10 protein-coding genes, 9 tRNA genes and 4 rRNA genes are annotated in these 19,585 nt (G+C 41.2%); 1 reads left to right on the forward strand and 22 read right to left on the reverse strand.

The features are described from left to right. Nucleotides 1–32: 32 nt before the first annotated feature. On the forward strand, nucleotides 33–1,433 hold the full coding sequence (pdxR, locus tag MUA40_RS11050) for a MocR-like pyridoxine biosynthesis transcription factor PdxR (RefSeq protein WP_126496525.1): 1,401 nt from the start codon (nucleotides 33–35) through the stop codon (nucleotides 1,431–1,433). A gap of 155 nt (nucleotides 1,434–1,588) precedes the next feature. Here the strand turns inward: pdxR and MUA40_RS11055 are convergent, their stop codons facing one another. From MUA40_RS11055 to ftsH, 22 genes are all read right to left on the reverse strand, one after another. After that, nucleotides 1,589–3,517 (reverse strand): FUSC family protein, encoded by a 1,929-nt coding sequence (locus MUA40_RS11055; RefSeq protein ID WP_126496526.1) that lies wholly within the window; start codon nucleotides 3,515–3,517, stop codon nucleotides 1,589–1,591. A gap of 592 nt (nucleotides 3,518–4,109) precedes the next feature. After that, nucleotides 4,110–4,442 (reverse strand): transposase family protein, encoded by a 333-nt coding sequence (locus tag MUA40_RS11060; protein WP_194513348.1) that lies wholly within the window; start codon nucleotides 4,440–4,442, stop codon nucleotides 4,110–4,112. Nucleotides 4,443–4,903: 461 nt separating this feature from the next. Then, nucleotides 4,904–5,018, reverse strand: a 5S ribosomal RNA gene (rrf, locus tag MUA40_RS11065). Between the two features lie 77 nt (nucleotides 5,019–5,095). Further along, nucleotides 5,096–8,019 (reverse strand): 23S ribosomal RNA (locus MUA40_RS11070). Nucleotides 8,020–8,176: 157 nt separating this feature from the next. Further along, nucleotides 8,177–8,253 (reverse strand) — tRNA-Ile (locus MUA40_RS11075). A gap of 105 nt (nucleotides 8,254–8,358) precedes the next feature. After that, nucleotides 8,359–9,910, reverse strand: a 16S ribosomal RNA gene (locus MUA40_RS11080). Between the two features lie 132 nt (nucleotides 9,911–10,042). Next, nucleotides 10,043–10,118 (reverse strand) — tRNA-Ala (locus MUA40_RS11085). 15 nt (nucleotides 10,119–10,133) lie between these two features. Beyond that, a tRNA-Pro gene (locus MUA40_RS11090) sits at nucleotides 10,134–10,207 on the reverse strand. An 11-nt stretch (nucleotides 10,208–10,218) separates the two neighbouring features. After that, nucleotides 10,219–10,295 (reverse strand) — tRNA-Arg (locus MUA40_RS11095). Nucleotides 10,296–10,305: 10 nt separating this feature from the next. Beyond that, nucleotides 10,306–10,394, reverse strand: a tRNA-Leu gene (locus MUA40_RS11100). Nucleotides 10,395–10,401: 7 nt separating this feature from the next. Continuing rightward, nucleotides 10,402–10,476: transfer RNA gene (locus tag MUA40_RS11105), tRNA-Gly, on the reverse strand. Nucleotides 10,477–10,495: 19 nt separating this feature from the next. Then, nucleotides 10,496–10,568: transfer RNA gene (locus MUA40_RS11110), tRNA-Lys, on the reverse strand. Nucleotides 10,569–10,574: 6 nt separating this feature from the next. Next, a tRNA-Thr gene (locus MUA40_RS11115) sits at nucleotides 10,575–10,650 on the reverse strand. A 3-nt stretch (nucleotides 10,651–10,653) separates the two neighbouring features. Further along, nucleotides 10,654–10,729: transfer RNA gene (locus MUA40_RS11120), tRNA-Val, on the reverse strand. 9 nt (nucleotides 10,730–10,738) lie between these two features. Continuing rightward, nucleotides 10,739–10,853, reverse strand: a 5S ribosomal RNA gene (gene rrf / locus MUA40_RS11125). The 16S, 23S and 5S rRNA genes sit together here with 9 tRNA genes alongside, the layout of an rRNA operon. A gap of 485 nt (nucleotides 10,854–11,338) precedes the next feature. Further along, nucleotides 11,339–12,826: a lysine--tRNA ligase gene (gene lysS / locus MUA40_RS11130; protein WP_126495999.1), complete on the reverse strand. Its 1,488-nt coding sequence runs from the start codon at nucleotides 12,824–12,826 to the stop codon at nucleotides 11,339–11,341. A gap of 358 nt (nucleotides 12,827–13,184) precedes the next feature. Continuing rightward, nucleotides 13,185–13,664, reverse strand: a complete 480-nt coding sequence (gene folK / locus MUA40_RS11135; protein ID WP_016426496.1) for a 2-amino-4-hydroxy-6-hydroxymethyldihydropteridine diphosphokinase — start codon at nucleotides 13,662–13,664, stop codon at nucleotides 13,185–13,187. Then, complete coding sequence (folB, locus tag MUA40_RS11140; protein WP_016426497.1) at nucleotides 13,657–14,028, reverse strand: dihydroneopterin aldolase; 372 nt, start codon at nucleotides 14,026–14,028, stop codon at nucleotides 13,657–13,659. The genes folK and folB overlap by 8 nt, the downstream gene beginning before the upstream one ends. Next, nucleotides 14,018–14,809: a dihydropteroate synthase gene (folP, locus tag MUA40_RS11145; RefSeq protein ID WP_016426498.1), complete on the reverse strand. Its 792-nt coding sequence runs from the start codon at nucleotides 14,807–14,809 to the stop codon at nucleotides 14,018–14,020. The genes folB and folP overlap by 11 nt, the downstream gene beginning before the upstream one ends. Before the next feature lie 283 nt (nucleotides 14,810–15,092). Beyond that, a complete protein-coding gene (cysK, locus tag MUA40_RS11150; RefSeq protein WP_016426499.1) occupies nucleotides 15,093–16,022 on the reverse strand; it encodes a cysteine synthase A in 930 nt (309 codons plus the stop codon). A 171-nt stretch (nucleotides 16,023–16,193) separates the two neighbouring features. Then, a complete protein-coding gene (hslO, locus tag MUA40_RS11155; protein WP_016426500.1) occupies nucleotides 16,194–17,078 on the reverse strand; it encodes an Hsp33 family molecular chaperone HslO in 885 nt (294 codons plus the stop codon). Between the two features lie 339 nt (nucleotides 17,079–17,417). Next, complete coding sequence (gene ftsH, locus MUA40_RS11160) at nucleotides 17,418–19,526, reverse strand: ATP-dependent zinc metalloprotease FtsH (protein WP_016426501.1); 2,109 nt, start codon at nucleotides 19,524–19,526, stop codon at nucleotides 17,418–17,420. Nucleotides 19,527–19,585: the final 59 nt, after the last annotated feature.

Genomic DNA, 19,585 nt, shown 5'->3' on the forward strand with positions numbered 1-19,585 from the left:
AAAAAATAAGCAGGTCAGATTGGAGTAATATGATGGAAATGTTAATGTTCGATATCCAACAGTCACAAACTTCACCTATTTACATTCAACTATATGAAAATATTAAAAAAAGCATTATTAATGGGAGTATGCAAGAAGGCGAAAAATTACCTTCAAAAAGACAACTCAGTCAGTACTTATCTGTAAGTCAAACGACTGTTGAGAATGCGTATGCACAACTTATAGATGAGGGCTATATTTATAGCAAACCTAAATCTGGGTTTTATATTAGTGCGATTGAGACGCTCCCCTTTATTAACGAAAAACCTGCACCGTCACCACAACGTTCCTTAGCGTCAGAACATAACCCTCAATATGCATTCAAATTAGGCATGGTGGATCAAGCTCATTTTCCTTTTGAGCAATTTCGTAAATATGCGAAAGAAGCATTTGAGGAGCCTCAATATCCGCTAGTTGAAATAGGTCATAGGCAAGGGGATTATGCATTACGACAACAGATTAGTCAGTATTTATTTCATAGTCGCGGCGTACAAGCGACTCCCGAGCATGTGATTGTCGCTTCTTCAACTGAACAATTGTTGTCCATCATTACTGATTTATTACCATCCCATAGCCAATTCATGTTAGAGGACCCTATTTATCCTCAAGTCCATCAGTTACTAAAGCGAAAGCATATTCCTTTTCGCTTTATTCCAGTCGAAAAAGATGGGATTGCAATTGAATCAATGAACCAAACTGATCATAACATTGTATACATTACACCGAGTCATCAATTTCCGAGCGGGGTGACAATGCGTTTGAATAAACGGATGCAACTCCTAAAATGGGCACATCAAAGCCAAAATCGCTTTATTATTGAAGATGACTACGATTCAGAATTTCGATACGAAGGTAAGCCCATTCCTGCACTTCAAGGTCTCGATCAATCAGGACGTGTCATTTATGTGAGTACTTTCTCAAAATCCATTTCACCGTCTATTCGTATCGCCTACGCGGTTTTACCTGAAGCATTACTTCAACGTTATCATGCACGTCAAAATCTTGAAGGAGGGACTGTTCCGAGACATACACAATTTATGGTCACACGTTTTATGCAAACCAACCAATTTGAGCGTCATTTAAATCGAATGCGAAAAATTTATAGACAAAAGCGAGATAAAGTTTTAAACGCTTTAAAACAGTACCCAGAATTATTCATTATCAATGGTGAAAAAACAGGCATGCATTTTATTATCACCATCCAAAACGGGTGGGATGAAGCGACATGTATCCGTCAGCTTAAAGTAAATGATATCGATATCCATCCCCTCTCTGATTATTCATTCGACAAAGTAATAGGGCCTCCTCGTTTTGTATTGGGATTTGGCGGGATTCCTATAGATAAAATTGAAGCACACACACAACAACTCATTGCTAGTTTTAATGCAGACTGAGACACTACTCAATGCAATCAATCATTGACATGCCTTTGATAAACAAATCGATGTAAGATAGATCTCTATCAGTAAACCCTCATAAAAAGGGATCACGTGCACTAAATTGATTTTAGACACGGGATCCCTTTTTTCGATATGACTAAATAAATAGACTAATCTTTTAATAAATTTGGGTTTCTATGATTTTGATAATCGTAAAGTTCAATATTTTGCAACTGCATCAAAGAGCGACGTAACTGCGCGTAGTACTCTAATTTAGGAAGATCTATCAATTGAGTTTGGTATCGCCCTTGCTCAAATAATTTAGCAACATTTTCAAATGCTACTAAATACTGTCCCATAGCTTCGTTATTCAAGTATTTAGGCTTATCATCATATAAGGCTTGAATTAACTTAAAACTCATCTGTTCAAGTATAAACATTGCTGGATATAAATACTGCGTCCGTTTTCGATTAGATAACAACTCACCATAAGCAAAACGATACATGGTTTCCATATTATCGATATTGAGTTTTAACCGTAATCTTTCACGATAACGATTGTGTGATGTCTCTTCACTTTTACTAGAAAATATGGAGTGAAACATTTGTGCTTCAATACGTGTTACATCGGCAATAATTTCAGGTAAACGTTTGGAAGCAAGACGTCTTCCGATAATCATCACACCTATCACAGCAATTAAAATCCCTACTGTTGTATCTAATAATCTTGGCACCGCAATCATAATCGTTAAGTTACCTTGAGCAAGACCACTCAGTAAAATCACTTGAACCGTAATCGCAAACATCGCTAGCGCATAATTCGCACCAATCAACATCTCAGTTAACGCACCACTTAAACAGAGTAAAATGACTGCGAGGATAAGTGGCGGGTGAAACATTAAAATCACGACCGCAATGCCTACCCCTACAATCGTTCCAAACCAACGCGCCCCTGCACGCTCAACACTGGCAATCGTCGTCCCACCAAGTAAAACCGTATGGGCACTTAATGGAATCCAGTACGCCCTTTCAAAGTCAAAGATTAAAGCAATCAAAATAGCGATGCCTATAATAACTGAATATTTGACTGTAGAGATGAAATTCATTGATTCTGGCGTTAAATTATAACGTAATCTTTTCCAATACTGAGGCGATTGGATAGTCGCATTTTTAGAAATTGTCGCATCAGGTGCAGTCAAAATTTCATCAACTTTAAAAATCAATTCTACTAAATTTTCATACTCTGGTGAGACATCCACATGTTTTTTCCAAGTGCGATGGCTATGCGCTGAATCTAAAATTTGATACATCACAAACGTCATCATATCAGATATGATTTCAGGAATAGGCCGATGTCCCTTCGCATTGAGCTCTAATAATTCCGAGTAAATCCCTTCAGCAGCACGATGCAACAACGTCAGACGTTGAGAATCAATGGACTTTTTCTTTAGAAGTGAGCGCGATGTTTGAAGTATTTCCGAAGTAGAAATTAAAGTACGAACGACTGTCTTAGTTAAGTCATTAAACTTCACTTGATCATTGAAGTGGTCAATGAGCGACTGGATTTGTTTAAATTCTTGAGCAACTGCATCATACTCCGGTTGTTCTTTTCTTAGTTTAATTTCAATGCAAACAAACAAGATCGCCAGCAAACCACCTACTCCTACCATAGCACCTCGAAACGCAAAAGCTTGTGGGTCATGAGGCATCACGCTCGATAAGCTATATGCAATAATAAAGAACGTAGATGAAGGACCAGGAATGTTAAGCGTACTGAAAATATAGTATGGCACCACCGCTACAATTAAAAGACAAATCCCAAACAATAAAGGGGTACCAGAAGTTAATGTCCCTAACATCATCGCCACCGTCAAGCCTAAAGCTGAAAAAGTAACCGCCCGTAATCGGGAGTTAAATGTCCCCTTAAAGACATAGATATTCGCAAACGTTCCAATTGTCGCCAGGAGTGCCGCTGAAAAGTTATTAAAAACCATCCCAAAACATAGGGGTAAAAACATTAGCAGCCCTTGACGAAACGCGCGTTGAAAATCAATTTTATGACAATCTATATAGGTCACATTTTTTAAATAGTTCATCATCGAGATGCTCCCTTTCCTCATATTTACCGTCTTACCTCTATTATATAAAAGAAAAATCATCGAGCATACATTGTGTTTTTGATATTTAAGACGGTACAATCACTTTCAAATACTTTCTAAAGTATTACGTCTACTGCGATTGATGATCACGTCCCATATTGTAACATGACAAATTCCATGTTAGTGTCATCATTGTCATTTTTATAGTAAATGCTGCAGTATATGTTGAATTATTGTAGTAAGAATCTGGTTGTTTAAAAAATCGTGGCGTTTTTAATATCAGAAATAAAAAACAGTTAGTGACTATTTCACCAACCGTCCGTTAAAAAATATATAATCAAAGCCATGCCTTTGTCTAGGTGCTTTATCTTTCCTTTATTATAAGGGCTGTACACTTTATATGGTGGTTATGTGTCTATAATAATTAAGTCGCAAACTTCCGATTGCTTCTTCGAGTCTCGCTTTCCCAGGCGCCTTACCTCAACTAATTTTGGCTTTTATTATAGCTCATAAGAAGCCAAAATGGATTTTCGGTTTCGGCTCTATGCCTCGGGAGTCTCGACTCGGTACGCAATCTATTTAAGCAATTTCACTATTGAAAAGTGGCATTGCTTACTTTATGAATCACACGTTTTACAGAAGATGCAGAAACGTTACAATCACTTGCGATATCAGTTTCTGAGCGAACTTGTGTTGCTTTATCTATAATGGCTTTCTGAACATGGTTTGAGATAAAACAGTTATCCTCAACAACATTTGTTTTAGAAGTAAAAGTCCGACCACAAACCCTACATTTAAAACGTTGTTTTAACAGATTTAAATACACTGCTATCTCTTGGAATCTTAAAAAAGTAATTCGCGATAAACGTTTTCCGTGTTTGTGTATTCGGTTTGGATTCGTATGATAACAGTGAGGACAAGTCATAGGCTTGTATGAAAGGGTACCAAAGATGACGTTAGATTTCTTATCTCTAATAACTACATCTTCTTCAACTTTAGTGATTTTAATATTATTATCTTTAATATATCATTACACATAGGCGCAATATGTCTCCTTTATTTTTGGTTTAGTCACTTAAAATTATAGAGGCATTTGCGCTATTTTTGTACAAAAAAGCAGGATAACTTATGTCATCCCACCATAAAAAATGAAGAACCATTATAAGTTAAGTCACTTACAATAGTAGAAATAATCGTGCTTTTTAGACTCATAAAGACAATTCGAAAAGGTTGAAATGAACCATGCATGCTCACAATCCTCTTGCGTAGAGCGCTGTTGATAACAGCCCCCATACTTTGAGAGCATATAAAAATACACCCCAAAAGATGATCTCTCACCTTTCGGGATGTACGCGGCTCATCGCATCCAATTATGCGTTTATTTCTGCTTGGCAACGTCCTACTCTCGCGGAACGTCAGTCCGACTACCATCAGCGCTAAAGAGCTTAACTTCTGTGTTCGGCATGGGAACAGGTGTGACCTCTTTGCCATAGTCACCAAACAAAAATGCTTTTGAATGTTATACATTCAAAACTAGATAGTAAGTATACATTCACAAGTAAAACCTTATGAACAAATTTGATTAAGTCTTCGATCGATTAGTATTCGTCAGCTCCACGTATCACTACGCTTTCACCTCGAACCTATTTACCTCGTCATCTTCGAGGGATCTTATAACCGAAGTTGGGAAATCTCATCTCGAGGGGGGCTTCATGCTTAGATGCTTTCAGCACTTATCCCGTCCATACATAGCTACCCAGCTATGCCGTTGGCACGACAACTGGTACACCAGAGGTATGTCCATCCCGGTCCTCTCGTACTAAGGACAGCTCCTCTCAAATTTCCTACGCCCACGACGGATAGGGACCGAACTGTCTCACGACGTTCTGAACCCAGCTCGCGTACCGCTTTAATGGGCGAACAGCCCAACCCTTGGGACCGACTACAGCCCCAGGATGCGATGAGCCGACATCGAGGTGCCAAACCTCCCCGTCGATGTGAACTCTTGGGGGAGATAAGCCTGTTATCCCCGGGGTAGCTTTTATCCGTTGAGCGATGGCCCTTCCATGCGGAACCACCGGATCACTAAGTCCGTCTTTCGACCCTGCTCGACTTGTAGGTCTCGCAGTCAAGCTCCCTTATGCCTTTACACTCTATGAATGATTTCCAACCATTCTGAGGGAACCTTTGAGCGCCTCCGTTACACTTTAGGAGGCGACCGCCCCAGTCAAACTGCCCGCCTGACACTGTCTCCCAGCACGATAAGTGCTGCGGGTTAGAAATCCAATACAATTAGGGTAGTATCCCACCAGTGCCTCCACGTAAGCTAGCGCTCACGCTTCTAAGGCTCCTACCTATCCTGTACAAACTGTACCGAATTTCAATATCAGGCTACAGTAAAGCTCCACGGGGTCTTTCCGTCCTGTCGCGGGTAACCGGCATCTTCACCGGTACTATGATTTCACCGAGTCTCTCGTTGAGACAGTGCCCAAATCGTTACGCCTTTCGTGCGGGTCGGAACTTACCCGACAAGGAATTTCGCTACCTTAGGACCGTTATAGTTACGGCCGCCGTTTACTGGGGCTTCGATTCGTAGCTTCGCTTGCGCTAACCACTCCTCTTAACCTTCCAGCACCGGGCAGGCGTCAGCCCCTATACGTCACCTTACGGTTTAGCAGAGACCTGTGTTTTTGATAAACAGTCGCTTGGGCCTATTCACTGCGGCTCTTCAGAGCGTGAACCCCAAAGAGCACCCCTTCTCCCGAAGTTACGGGGTCATTTTGCCGAGTTCCTTAACGAGAGTTCGCTCGCTCACCTTAGAATTCTCATCTTGACTACCTGTGTCGGTTTGCGGTACGGGCACCGATATTCTAGCTAGAGGCTTTTCTCGGCAGTGTGAAATCAACGACTCGAGGAAACAATTTCCTCTCCCCATCACAGCTCAATCTTAATGAGTGCCGGATTTGCCTAACACTCAATCTTACTGCTTGGACGTGCACTCCAACAGCACGCTTCGCCTATCCTACTGCGTCCCCCCATCGCTTAAAACGAATATTGGTGGTACAGGAATATCAACCTGTTATCCATCGCCTACGCCTGTCGGCCTCAGCTTAGGACCCGACTAACCCAGAGCGGACGAGCCTTCCTCTGGAAACCTTAGTCAATCGGTGGACGGGATTCTCACCCGTCTTTCGCTACTCACACCGGCATTCTCACTTCTAAGCGCTCCACATGTCCTTGCGATCATGCTTCAACGCCCTTAGAACGCTCTCCTACCATTGTCCTACGGACAATCCACAGCTTCGGTAATATGTTTAGCCCCGGTACATTTTCGGCGCAGTGTCACTCGACTAGTGAGCTATTACGCACTCTTTAAATGATGGCTGCTTCTAAGCCAACATCCTAGTTGTCTGGGCAACGCCACATCCTTTTCCACTTAACATATATTTTGGGACCTTAGCTGGTGGTCTGGGCTGTTTCCCTTTCGAACATGGACCTTATCACCCACGTTCTGACTCCCAAGTTAAATTATTTGGCATTCGGAGTTTGTCTGAATTCGGTAACCCGAGAGGGGCCCCTCGTCCAAACAGTGCTCTACCTCCAATAATCATCACTTGAGGCTAGCCCTAAAGCTATTTCGGAGAGAACCAGCTATCTCCAAGTTCGATTGGAATTTCTCCGCTACCCTCAGTTCATCCGCTCACTTTTCAACGTAAGTCGGTTCGGTCCTCCATTCAGTGTTACCTGAACTTCAACCTGACCAAGGGTAGATCACCTGGTTTCGGGTCTACGACCAAATACTCATTCGCCCTATTCAGACTCGCTTTCGCTACGGCTCCACATTTTCTGCTTAACCTTGCATCAGATCGTAACTCGCCGGTTCATTCTACAAAAGGCACGCCATCACCCATTAACGGGCTCTGACTACTTGTAAGCACACGGTTTCAAGTTCTCTTTCACTCCCCTTCCGGGGTACTTTTCACCTTTCCCTCACGGTACTGGTTCACTATCGGTCACTAGAGAGTATTTAGCCTTAGGAGATGGTCCTCCTAGATTCCGACGGAATTTCACGTGCTCCGTCGTACTCAGGATCCACTCAAGAGGGTATTCGTTTTCGACTACAGGATTATTACCTTCTCTGATTAACCTTTCCAGGTTATTCGTCTAACAAATACTTTTGTAACTCCGTATAGAGTGTCCTACAACCCCAACAAGCAAGCTTGTTGGTTTGGGCTCTTCCCGTTTCGCTCGCCGCTACTCAGGGAATCGATTTTTCTTTCTCTTCCTCCGGGTACTAAGATGTTTCAGTTCTCCGGGTCTACCTTCTCACATACTATGAATTCATATGCGGATAACACGACATAACTCGTGCTGGGTTCCCCCATTCGGAAATCTCTGGATCAAAGCTTACTTACAGCTCCCCAAAGCATATCGTCGTTAGTAACGTCCTTCATCGGCTTCTAGTGCCAAGGCATCCACCGTGCGCCCTTAATAACTTAATCTTTTATGATTGAGCTTTCACTCAATTCACCAGTTATTAATTATGTGAGTCGTCTGTCGACGACTAGCGATAATTTTGTTTCAAGCTTTCGCTTGTCACTCGGTTTTGCTTGGTAAAATCTATACTTACTTATCTAGTTTTCAATGTACAATATCAAATGGTGGGCCTAAGTGGACTCGAACCACCGACCTCACGCTTATCAGGCGTGCGCTCTAACCAGCTGAGCTATAGGCCCATTTGATTTTGAATCCTCAATGAATGAGCATTCAAAACTGAATACAATATGTCACGTTAATTCCGTCTATCACCTGTTGGTGATATTTCCGTATATTATCCTTAGAAAGGAGGTGATCCAGCCGCACCTTCCGATACGGCTACCTTGTTACGACTTCACCCCAATCATTTGTCCCACCTTCGACGGCTAGCTCCAAAATGGTTACTCCACCGGCTTCGGGTGTTACAAACTCTCGTGGTGTGACGGGCGGTGTGTACAAGACCCGGGAACGTATTCACCGTAGCATGCTGATCTACGATTACTAGCGATTCCAGCTTCATGTAGTCGAGTTGCAGACTACAATCCGAACTGAGAACAACTTTATGGGATTTGCTTGACCTCGCGGTTTCGCTGCCCTTTGTATTGTCCATTGTAGCACGTGTGTAGCCCAAATCATAAGGGGCATGATGATTTGACGTCATCCCCACCTTCCTCCGGTTTGTCACCGGCAGTCAACTTAGAGTGCCCAACTTAATGATGGCAACTAAGCTCAAGGGTTGCGCTCGTTGCGGGACTTAACCCAACATCTCACGACACGAGCTGACGACAACCATGCACCACCTGTCACTTTGTCCTCCGAAGAGGAAAACTCTATCTCTAGAGCGGTCAAAGGATGTCAAGATTTGGTAAGGTTCTTCGCGTTGCTTCGAATTAAACCACATGCTCCACCGCTTGTGCGGGTCCCCGTCAATTCCTTTGAGTTTCAGTCTTGCGACCGTACTCCCCAGGCGGAGTGCTTAATGCGTTAGCTGCAGCACTAAGGGGCGGAAACCCCCTAACACTTAGCACTCATCGTTTACGGCGTGGACTACCAGGGTATCTAATCCTGTTTGATCCCCACGCTTTCGCACATCAGCGTCAGTTGCAGACCAGAAAGCCGCCTTCGCCACTGGTGTTCCTCCATATCTCTGCGCATTTCACCGCTACACATGGAATTCCACTTTCCTCTTCTGCACTCAAGTTTTCCAGTTTCCAATGACCCTCCACGGTTGAGCCGTGGGCTTTCACATCAGACTTAAAAAACCGCCTACGCGCGCTTTACGCCCAATAATTCCGGATAACGCTTGCCACCTACGTATTACCGCGGCTGCTGGCACGTAGTTAGCCGTGGCTTTCTGGTTAGGTACCGTCAAGACGTGCACAGTTACTTACACATTTGTTCTTCCCTAACAACAGAGCTTTACGATCCGAAGACCTTCATCACTCACGCGGCGTTGCTCCGTCAGGCTTTCGCCCATTGCGGAAGATTCCCTACTGCTGCCTCCCGTAGGAGTCTGGACCGTGTCTCAGTTCCAGTGTGGCCGATCACCCTCTCAGGTCGGCTACGTATCGTCGCCTTGGTAGGCCGTTACCCCACCAACTAGCTAATACGGCGCGGGTCCATCTATAAGTGACAGCAAGACCGTCTTTCACTGTTGAACCATGCGGTTCAACATGTTATCCGGCATTAGCCCCGGTTTCCCGGAGTTATTCCAGTCTTATAGGTAGGTTACCCACGTGTTACTCACCCGTCCGCCGCTAACTTCAAAGGAGCAAGCTCCTCGTCCGTTCGCTCGACTTGCATGTATTAGGCACGCCGCCAGCGTTCATCCTGAGCCAGGATCAAACTCTCCATAAAAGAAGTAAGCTTGATATAGCTCGTTTGATTGATTAAGTCAATCACTCTTTAAAGTACGTTGAAGTACTCAAATTATCGGAATTAACGTTGACATATTGTCATTCAGTTTTCAATGTTCATTCAAGAAAATAATGGTGGAGACTAGCGGGATCGAACCGCTGACCTCCTGCGTGCAAAGCAGGCGCTCTCCCAGCTGAGCTAAGCCCCCAAGATTTTTAAGAAGTCGGGAAGACAGGATTTGAACCTGCGACCCCTTGGTCCCAAACCAAGTGCTCTACCAAGCTGAGCTACTTCCCGTATATTTAAAATGGCGCGCCCGATAGGAGTCGAACCCATAGCCTTTTGATCCGTAGTCAAACGCTCTATCCAGTTGAGCTACGGGCGCTAAATAATAATGGTGCCGAGGACCGGAATCGAACCGGTACGGTGATCTCTCACCGCAGGATTTTAAGTCCTGTGCGTCTGCCAGTTCCGCCACCCCGGCAAAATAATGGAGCAGAAGACGGGATTCGAACCCGCGACCCCGACCTTGGCAAGGTCGTATTCTACCGCTGAACTACTTCTGCTCGATAGTATTTTGAATGATGAGCCATAGAGGATTCGAACCTCTGACCCTCTGATTAAAAGTCAGATGCTCTACCAACTGAGCTAATGGCTCATGAAATGGTGCCGGCCAGAGGACTTGAACCCCCAACCTACTGATTACAAGTCAGTTGCTCTACCAGTTGAGCTAGGCCGGCAAATGGTGGAGAATGACGGGTTCGAACCGCCGACCCTCTGCTTGTAAGGCAGATGCTCTCCCAGCTGAGCTAATTCTCCGTTATCATTGCCTGGCAACGTCCTACTCTCGCGGAACGTCAGTCCGACTACCATCGGCGCTAAAGAGCTTAACTTCTGTGTTCGGCATGGGAACAGGTGTGACCTCTTTGCCATTGTCACCAGACAATAATTTTTTTATTAAGTAGCTCGTTTTGGCTACCTTATTATAATACAATTTTTGTAAATACTTTTCAATAGTTAATTTTACACTTTGTTTAAGTTTTTTACAAACAGTTTAAATAAGTTTGTCACTGAATTTGACGACCTTTATATATTAATCAATTCTTGCAATAAAGTCAACATTTTTTCGTAACTTTTTTATATTTTTTTCATCTTCAACTTTTATTGAGATAAAAACCATTGATATAGCTCTTTTAAAGCCATTTTCTTTGTATCGATAACCGCTTCAACACAACATTCTAACGCAGCGTTTATCAAAAAAAGCGCCTTTCTAACTTAAAAAGGATTAGCACTATAAAAATAGAGTGAGACAAAGTTCAAATTGACTCCCTTGCCTCACCCTTGCCAATATTATTTCAATATTAAGGATGTACTAAGCATACACACTGATTAAAACGTCTAACCGCAGTTCATTTATGCTGCTTCAATTTATTTTTGACGCATGTAAGGGAATAATAATACGTCTCTGATCGATGGTGAGTTTGTCAATAACATCACAAGACGATCGATACCGATACCTAATCCGCCTGTTGGTGGCATTCCGTATTCTAACGCTTCAATGAAATCTTCATCCATTTCATGCGCTTCATCGTTACCTTGTTCTTTTTCAACAAGTTGCGCTTCAAAACGTTCACGTTGATCGATTGGATCATTAAGCTCTGTGAAAGCATTCGCATGCTCACGACCTACAATGAATAGTTCGAAACGATCTGTGAATCTCGGATCTTCTGGGTTTTTCTTCGCTAATGGCGAGATTTCAATTGGATGACCATAAATAAATGTCGGTTGAATTAAAGTTTCTTCAACTTTTTGTTCGAAAAACTCATTAAGGATATGACCATACTTCATATTTTTATCAACTTCGATGCCGTGTTCTTGGGCAAGTTGATGTGCTTCTTCATCTGATTTCACTTCGTAAAAGTCTACGCCGGTAGCTTCTTTTACAGCATCAACCATATGAAGACGACGCCATTTTGGCTCTAATTCGATTGTGTAATCGCCATATTGTACTGTTGTTGTTCCTAAAACTTTACGTGCAACATGCGCCACTAATTCTTCAGTTAAAGCCATGATATCTTTATAGTCAGCGTAAGCTTCATATAATTCAATCATTGTAAATTCAGGGTTATGACGTGTAGATACACCTTCATTACGGAAAACGCGTCCAATTTCGTAAACTTTTTCCAATCCACCAACAATCAAGCGTTTAAGGTGTAATTCAATCGCTATACGCATATAGAGTGTCGCATCTAAAGCGTTGTGATGTGTAACAAATGGGCGTGCAGCAGCACCACCTGCAATTTGATGCATCATTGGTGTTTCAACTTCTAAAAAGCCTTTATCATTTAGATAATTACGCATTTCTTGAAGGATACGGCTGCGATTAATAAACGTTTTCGTACTCTCTTCATTTGTTATTAAGTCAAGGTAGCGTTGGCGATAACGTTGCTCTATGTCTTGTAAACCATGGTGCTTATCCGGTAACGGACGTAATGCTTTTGATAGAAGTTTGAATGACTTCGCTTTTACTGAAACTTCGCCTGTGTTTGTTTTGAACATCACACCTTCAATGCCGACAATATCACCTAAATCTGCACTTTTCCAAAGATCAAATTGTTCGTCTCCAACTTGGTCTTTACGCACATAAATTTGAATTTGCCCTGTTAAGTCTTGAATATGCGCAAAACCGGCTTTACCTTTACCTCGTTTTGTCATAATACGACCTGCAATGACGGTATGACTTTCTGATTCTTTTTCTACAAGTTCTTCTTTAGAATATTGATCCCATTGCGCTTTTAATGTTTTAGCGTCTCCAGTACGATCAAACTTTTCGCCAAACGGGTCAATTCCTAAATCTCGTAACTCTTGTAATTTTTGACGGCGGACCTGCATTTGGTCATTCATTTCTTCTGTCATTCTTACCTCTCCTTTTCACTGCTTATACTTCTATTGTTTATTGTTTTCCAAGCATCTCATCACGGAATTGTATGCGTACTTCCGTCTTTTCTGCTTCTATTTTGGTTTAAAGCTTTATGCGTTTTACCATTACCTCTAATCCCTTTCAATGCTAAGAGTCAGGCTTTCGCATTCCATTACGCCAACTTTTCGTTTTTGAAACCCTCTCAACGATGTAAGCATAACCATGCATGATTAATTTTCCATCGCTATACGATTCATCGATGAATTCACCTGTCTCTCAATAATAAACGGTGTGATTTCTCATCCAAAATTCATTAATGCTTCAGGTTCAATCCTCATCAAGCATCGAAACAAGTTAACTTTTATATTTTACCACTGTTTCATCTTGTTGCACGATATTTTGAATCATTTGACCTGATCGGGGTTCAATGACGTTGGCTGCAATATCATTTAATGGAATCATCACAAATGCGCGTTCAGTCATACGTGGATGAGGAACAATCAAATCAGTCTCATCGATGACTTCATCTCCATATAATAAAATATCGATATCTATTGTGCGAGGTCCCCATCGTATTTTACGCACGCGGTGTAATTCCGCCTCTGTATTTAAGGCAACTTTTAGCAACGCTTGGGCTGAAAGTTCTGTTTTAATATGCAAACATAAGTTTAAAAAATCAGGTTGCTCTGTATATCCTACTGGCTTCGTTTCATAAATAGGTGAAATCGCGATGATTTCGATAGCTTCATTTTCACGTAATAGGCGAATCGCTTCTTTTAATTGATTTTCACGGTCACCTATATTACTTCCTAATCCTAAATATGCATCAACCATGATGGCTCACCCTTACTATTTCCACACCAACACCTTCATAATGACCTGGGATGGGCGGATTCTTTTTTGTAATTCTAACTTTTGTTTCCATTACACGATTATAGTGTGAATTTATACGTAATGCAATACGTTCCGCAAGATGTTCTAGTAAATTAGAAGGAGGACCTTCCATGATTGCTTTAACATCTTCATAGACTTCGCCGTAATGAACGGTATCTTCTACTTGATCAGATTGTCCCGCTTCTTGTAAATCCACTTTCATTTCGATATCTACTGTAAAAATTTGTCCTATTTCATTTTCCGCTGATAGTGCACCATGATAAGCATAAAAGTTTAAACCTTCTAAAAATATTTTATCTGTCATGTTCATATCCTTTCAATCCGTCCATTGCTTTAGCAAGTCGCGCATTCATCAATACGTTGTGCACACGTACACCGTGAACCCCTTTCATAATGCCATAAGCAGTTGTAGCGGCTGTACCTTCATCGCGTTCATCCACTTTATTATCATCGCCAAGCAGTAATTTAACAAAACGTTTACGGCTTGTAGCCAGCAGTACTTTATAGCCTGTAGCCACTAATTCATCTAAACGGGCCATCACTTCACGTTCTTCTTCCCTTGTTTTAGCAAAACCAATTCCTGGATCTAACCAAATTTTTGATTTTGGAATTCCTGCCAATACGGCTTTATTCGCTTGCTTTAATAGTGTTACAAGCATTTCATCCACGACAGGAACATCACGTGTACCATCGCCATTATGCATTAAAATGATGCTCGCTTGATATTGCGCCACCACTTTAAACATGCGTTCATCGTAAATACCTGCCCATTGATCATTAATGATTGTTGCGCCTTCTTTCAAGGCCGCTTCAGCCACTTCGCTTCGAAAAGTATCAACAGAAATGTCTGCATCGATACCTTTCAGTGCACTGACCACAGGGATTACGCGCTTCATTTCCTCTTCTATGCTTACATTTTCATGGCCGGGTCGAGTCGAAACACCTCCTACATCAATGATATGCGCACCTTCTTGAACCATCTGTTTGGCATGTTCGATTGCTTTATCGACTTCGCTAAACTGGCCACCATCAGAAAAAGAATCTGGTGTGACATTCAATATACCCATAATTTGAGTTTGCTGCATAGGAATCCTTCCTTTCTGTTTGAGATAGCTCATTATACGAAAAATTCTTTTTTGAACAAATTTATTATAGCAAATTTTTCAACCAAACCCTCTTGATTCGTTCATAGCCACGTCAATATCACGTTGATGACGCTGTCTCGTCTCAATAAAGAAAACTAGAACGATGGTTTGACTTATCAAATATACATGGCAGCACAGCATCTCGTTGCCACATACCACATATTAAGCATAAAAAAGAGATTGAAGCATCGTCATTGGACGCTTCAATCTCTTTAGTCAGCTTTTATTCAAAATTGTAAAGTGGTGTAGATAAGTAACGTTCACCATTACTTGGTAATACAGTCACAACTGTTTTACCTTTACCTAATTCTTTTGCTTTTTGAATCGCAGCATAAATGGCAGCACCTGAAGAAATACCGCCTAGGATACCTTCTTCTTTAGCTACACGACGTGACGTTTCCATCGCCACTTCGTTACCCACTTTAATCACTTCGTCGTATATATCTGTATTCAATGTGCCTGGAATAAATCCTGCACCTAAACCTTGTAATTTATGTGGTCCTGGTTCTCCACCACTAAGTACTGGAGAAGCTTCTGGCTCAATCGCAACAATTTGGATATCTGGATATTTCTCTTTTAACACTTTACCGGCACCTGATAACGTACCGCCAGTTCCTACACCAGCTAAAAATGCATCAATTGTTTTACCTTCGAATTGTTCAACTAGCTCAGGTCCAGTTGTTAATTCATGCACTTTCGGATTGGCAGGGTTTTCGAATTGTTGTGGTTCGAAATAACCATGCTCTTCTTTAAGTTCTTTCGCTTTTTTAATTGCGCCTTTCATTGCTTCAGCGCCTGGTGTTAAGACTAATTCTGCACCGTATGCTTTTAATAAGTTACGACGCTCATGACTCATTGTTTCTGGCATTGTAAATACCGCTTTATATCCTTTTGCCGCACATACGAACGCTAAACCAATCCCTGTGTTTCCTGAAGTAGGTTCGACAATTGTATCGCCTGGCTTAATTTTTCCTTCTTTTTCAGCTTGTTCAATCATCGCCAATGCAATACGGTCTTTTACAGAGCCGCCTGGGTTTTGATATTCTAATTTCACATAAATATCAGCTGCATCTTCACCTGCTTGATGACGCAATTTTACCACAGGTGTTTGTCCAATAATTTCAGTTATATTCTCTACAGGTTTTCTGACCATAAGTTGATACCTCGCTTTATCAAAGTTATATTTCGTTAAATACATAGTTTTTGAATCGGATATCTTTAGTTTACCACTATTTAGACCTTTGCAAAAGCACTAATATCAATTATTCCCTGAAATACGCGTCTTTTCTTTAGAAAAATGCAAGCCCCTTCAACGATTAAAAATTTAAGAAGACATTTCAACTAATAACGCCTTAAGCTCTTCTTCGGTATAGTGATAGCGTGTTCTACAAAAATGACATTCTGCTTCTGCACCATGATCTACCTTTATCATATTCTCAATTTCTGCTTCTCCTAAACCTTTAATCGCATTTAAAAATTTATCATGTCCACATTGACATTCAAAATCAACTGGAACTGTCTCTAAAAATGTCACATTATCTTCGCCAAGTATCGTTTGTAACATTTCTTCAGGTGTCAATCCTTCGTCAATTAATTTTGAAACAGGCTTCATGCTATTAATAGCCGCTTCTAAGCGATCAATCGTTTCTTCTTGAGCACCCGGCATCACTTGAATAATGAAACCGCCCGCCGCTTTAATAGTATTGTCTGGATTTACAAGCACGCCGACTCCCACTGATGATGGGACTTGTTCACTGTTAGCAAAGTAATAAGTGAAATCTTCACCAAGTTCTCCAGATACAATCGGACTACTACCTGTATAATAATCACGCATACCCACATCTTTAACTACGTTGATCGCACCGCTAGTTCCAACAGCACGACGGACATCGAGTTTGCCTTGTGGATTCAATGGAAAATGCGTTTGTGGTTGTGATACATAACCACGAACTTTACCTTTTGCATTAGCATCTGCAATAATTTTACCGATTGGGCCGTCACCGTCAACAGTTACTGTTAATTTTTGTTCACCCTTCAACATTGCCCCCATCATCACTGTTGCAGTCATTGTACGACCTAATGCAGCTGAAGCTGTTGGCCAAGTATAATGGCGTGTTTGTGCTTCTTGAATTGTATTTGTCGTATTTGCACTATACGCTCGAATTTCCCCGCCAAATGCTAATGCCTTTACTAAATAATCTTGTGTCATCTTTCTATACCACTCCTTCAATCCTTCTACAATGTTTTTAAAGCTTTTTGATACAAATATCATTTTTAACAGATTCAAAATCTTATTAACACTAAATACGTTATCTTTATATAGCGTTTAAGTTGAAGTGCAACGACATTTCAATCACACCTCTATATGTCAATGTATTGTATACAATAACTACTGCGCATTATCATACGCGCATGTGCTTAGAGACACAACTAAAATGACTCACAACACATCTGTATCACTTTTCATTACCATTAGTAAACGATACTTCATAAGTAAAACGGACTTTTCTAAAAAGTTTTCACTTTAAAGAAAAGTCCATTCTATCTTTTATTGACGTGGCTCATTATCGCCTGGACGATCGATTTTAGGTTCTTGTTCGTAACCTGTTGTATCTTTGTCCTCGTCTTCTTGATGAGAAGTTTGATCTTTTTGATCGTTATCTTGCTTCTCTTCATTTGATGATTCGTCATGACGGCGTTCACTTGGATGTTGCGTTAATGACTGTTGTTCACGGCGAATATCATCGTAAGACTTGCCATATTTACCTTCGTCAAAGTCTTTATTTTCTGAGTGATTGACTACTTGTGCGTCATCATAATTCACTACAGGTAAATGTCCTTCATGGAACAATGATTGAATTTGTTCAGCAACCAATGTTTCTTCAGTTAATAATGTTTTAGCAATAAGTTTAAGTTGAGATTCATGTTCTAAAAGAATTTGCTTACAACGTTCATATTGTTCTTTAATGATACGTTGAACTTCTTTATCAATCTCAAATGCAATTTGTCCTGAATATTCAGGTTCACCAGACATATCTTTACCTAAGAACACTTGTCCACCGCCGTGTTTAAATTGTAGCGGTCCAAGTTTTTTACTCATACCATACTGTGTCACCATTTCACGTGCGATTTGTGTTGCACGTTCAAAGTCATTAGATGCACCTGTAGAAACTTCGTTAAAGATAATGTCTTCAGCGACACGCCCACCTAACAGACCACAAATTTTATCTAATAACTCTGGTTCAGTCATTAAGAAACGGTCTTGTTTTGGTAACATCATCGCATAACCGCCGGCTTGACCACGCGGAACGATTGTAACTTTGTGTACGATTTCCGCTTCGTCTAATACCATACCGATAATTGTATGTCCGGCTTCGTGATGGGCTACAATATTTCTTTCTTTGTCAGAAATTACGCGTGATTTTTTAGCAGGACCGGCAATAACACGGTCTGTTGCTTCTTCGATATCGCGCATATCGATTTTCTTTTTGCCGCTTCGTGCAGCAATAAGCGATGCTTCGTTTAATAGGTTTTCTAAGTCAGCACCAGAAAAACCTGGTGTACGTTGCGCAATCGCTTTAAGATCTACTGTTTCATCAAGTGGTTTATTTTTAGCATGAACATGTAATATCGCTTCACGACCTGTCACATCAGGACGACCTACTTGGATTTGACGGTCAAATCGACCTGGACGTAATAATGCCGGGTCTAAAATGTCTGGTCGGTTCGTTGCCGCAATCATAATGATGCCTTCATTTTCACCAAAACCATCCATTTCAACAAGTAATTGGTTTAACGTTTGTTCACGTTCATCGTGTCCACCACCGACGCCCGCACCACGTTGGCGACCGACTGCGTCAATTTCATCTATAAAAATGATACACGGCGCATTTTTCTTCGCATTTTCGAATAGATCACGTACACGGCTTGCACCGACACCGACAAACATTTCAACAAAGTCCGAACCACTAATCGAGAAGAACGGCACACCTGCTTCGCCAGCAACAGCACGCGCAAGTAATGTTTTACCTGTACCCGGTGGCCCTACTAATAAGACCCCTTTAGGGATACGTGAACCCATTTGTTTAAATTTCTTATTATCTTTTAAGAAATCTACAATTTCGATGAGCTCTTGTTTTTCTTCATCTGCACCTGCAACGTCTGAGAAGCGTACTCTTCCTTTTTGGCTATCATACATTTTGGCTTTGGATTTACCAAAGTTCATCATACGGCCACCGCCGCCGCCACCTTGTGCTTGACTAAGGAAGAAGATAAAGAGCAAGGCAATGACTAAGACTGGAATTAATGTAGAAATGATGCTTACAAATACACTCTGTCCTTCTTCTTCTTTAACTGTAAAATCTAATCCTTTTTGTTCTTTAGCTGTTTCAGTGATTTTGTCCAATTCTTTATCATTATTGAACAGAATTGTCGATGCATAATCGTCATTGTTCTTTAACTTACCACTTACTTTATATACGTTATGCTCAGGTTGAATTTCTAATGTTTTCAATTCACCTTTATCTAATTTTTGTATAAATTGGTTATAAGTTAATTCTTTAGGTACATTTCCGTTACCATTAATCCACGAAAACAACCCAAAAATAACAACGCCGATAATTGCTACAAACAGCACATTACGAAAAGCTTTCTGCATGCGTCGTTTCCTCCTACTTCAAATATAAAACTAATAAAAATTTTACCATAATTGATTGA

Source organism: Staphylococcus schleiferi, from assembly GCF_025558325.1.
Classification (GTDB): Bacteria; Bacillota; Bacilli; order Staphylococcales; family Staphylococcaceae; genus Staphylococcus; species Staphylococcus schleiferi.

What these genes read in the sequence shown, in the direction of transcription:
- pdxR (WP_126496525.1), top strand. Translation starts at nt 33, where the DNA reads ATGGAAATGTTAATGTTCGATATCCAACAGTCACAAACTTCACCTATT.
- MUA40_RS11055 (WP_126496526.1), bottom strand. Translation starts at nt 3,517, where the DNA reads ATGATGAACTATTTAAAAAATGTGACCTATATAGATTGTCATAAAATT.
- MUA40_RS11060 (WP_194513348.1), bottom strand. Translation starts at nt 4,442, where the DNA reads ATGACTTGTCCTCACTGTTATCATACGAATCCAAACCGAATACACAAA.
- lysS (WP_126495999.1), bottom strand. Translation starts at nt 12,826, where the DNA reads ATGACAGAAGAAATGAATGACCAAATGCAGGTCCGCCGTCAAAAATTA.
- folK (WP_016426496.1), bottom strand. Translation starts at nt 13,664, where the DNA reads ATGGTTGATGCATATTTAGGATTAGGAAGTAATATAGGTGACCGTGAA.
- folB (WP_016426497.1), bottom strand. Translation starts at nt 14,028, where the DNA reads ATGACAGATAAAATATTTTTAGAAGGTTTAAACTTTTATGCTTATCAT.
- folP (WP_016426498.1), bottom strand. Translation starts at nt 14,809, where the DNA reads ATGCAGCAAACTCAAATTATGGGTATATTGAATGTCACACCAGATTCT.
- cysK (WP_016426499.1), bottom strand. Translation starts at nt 16,022, where the DNA reads ATGGTCAGAAAACCTGTAGAGAATATAACTGAAATTATTGGACAAACA.
- hslO (WP_016426500.1), bottom strand. Translation starts at nt 17,078, where the DNA reads ATGACACAAGATTATTTAGTAAAGGCATTAGCATTTGGCGGGGAAATT.
- ftsH (WP_016426501.1), bottom strand. Translation starts at nt 19,526, where the DNA reads ATGCAGAAAGCTTTTCGTAATGTGCTGTTTGTAGCAATTATCGGCGTT.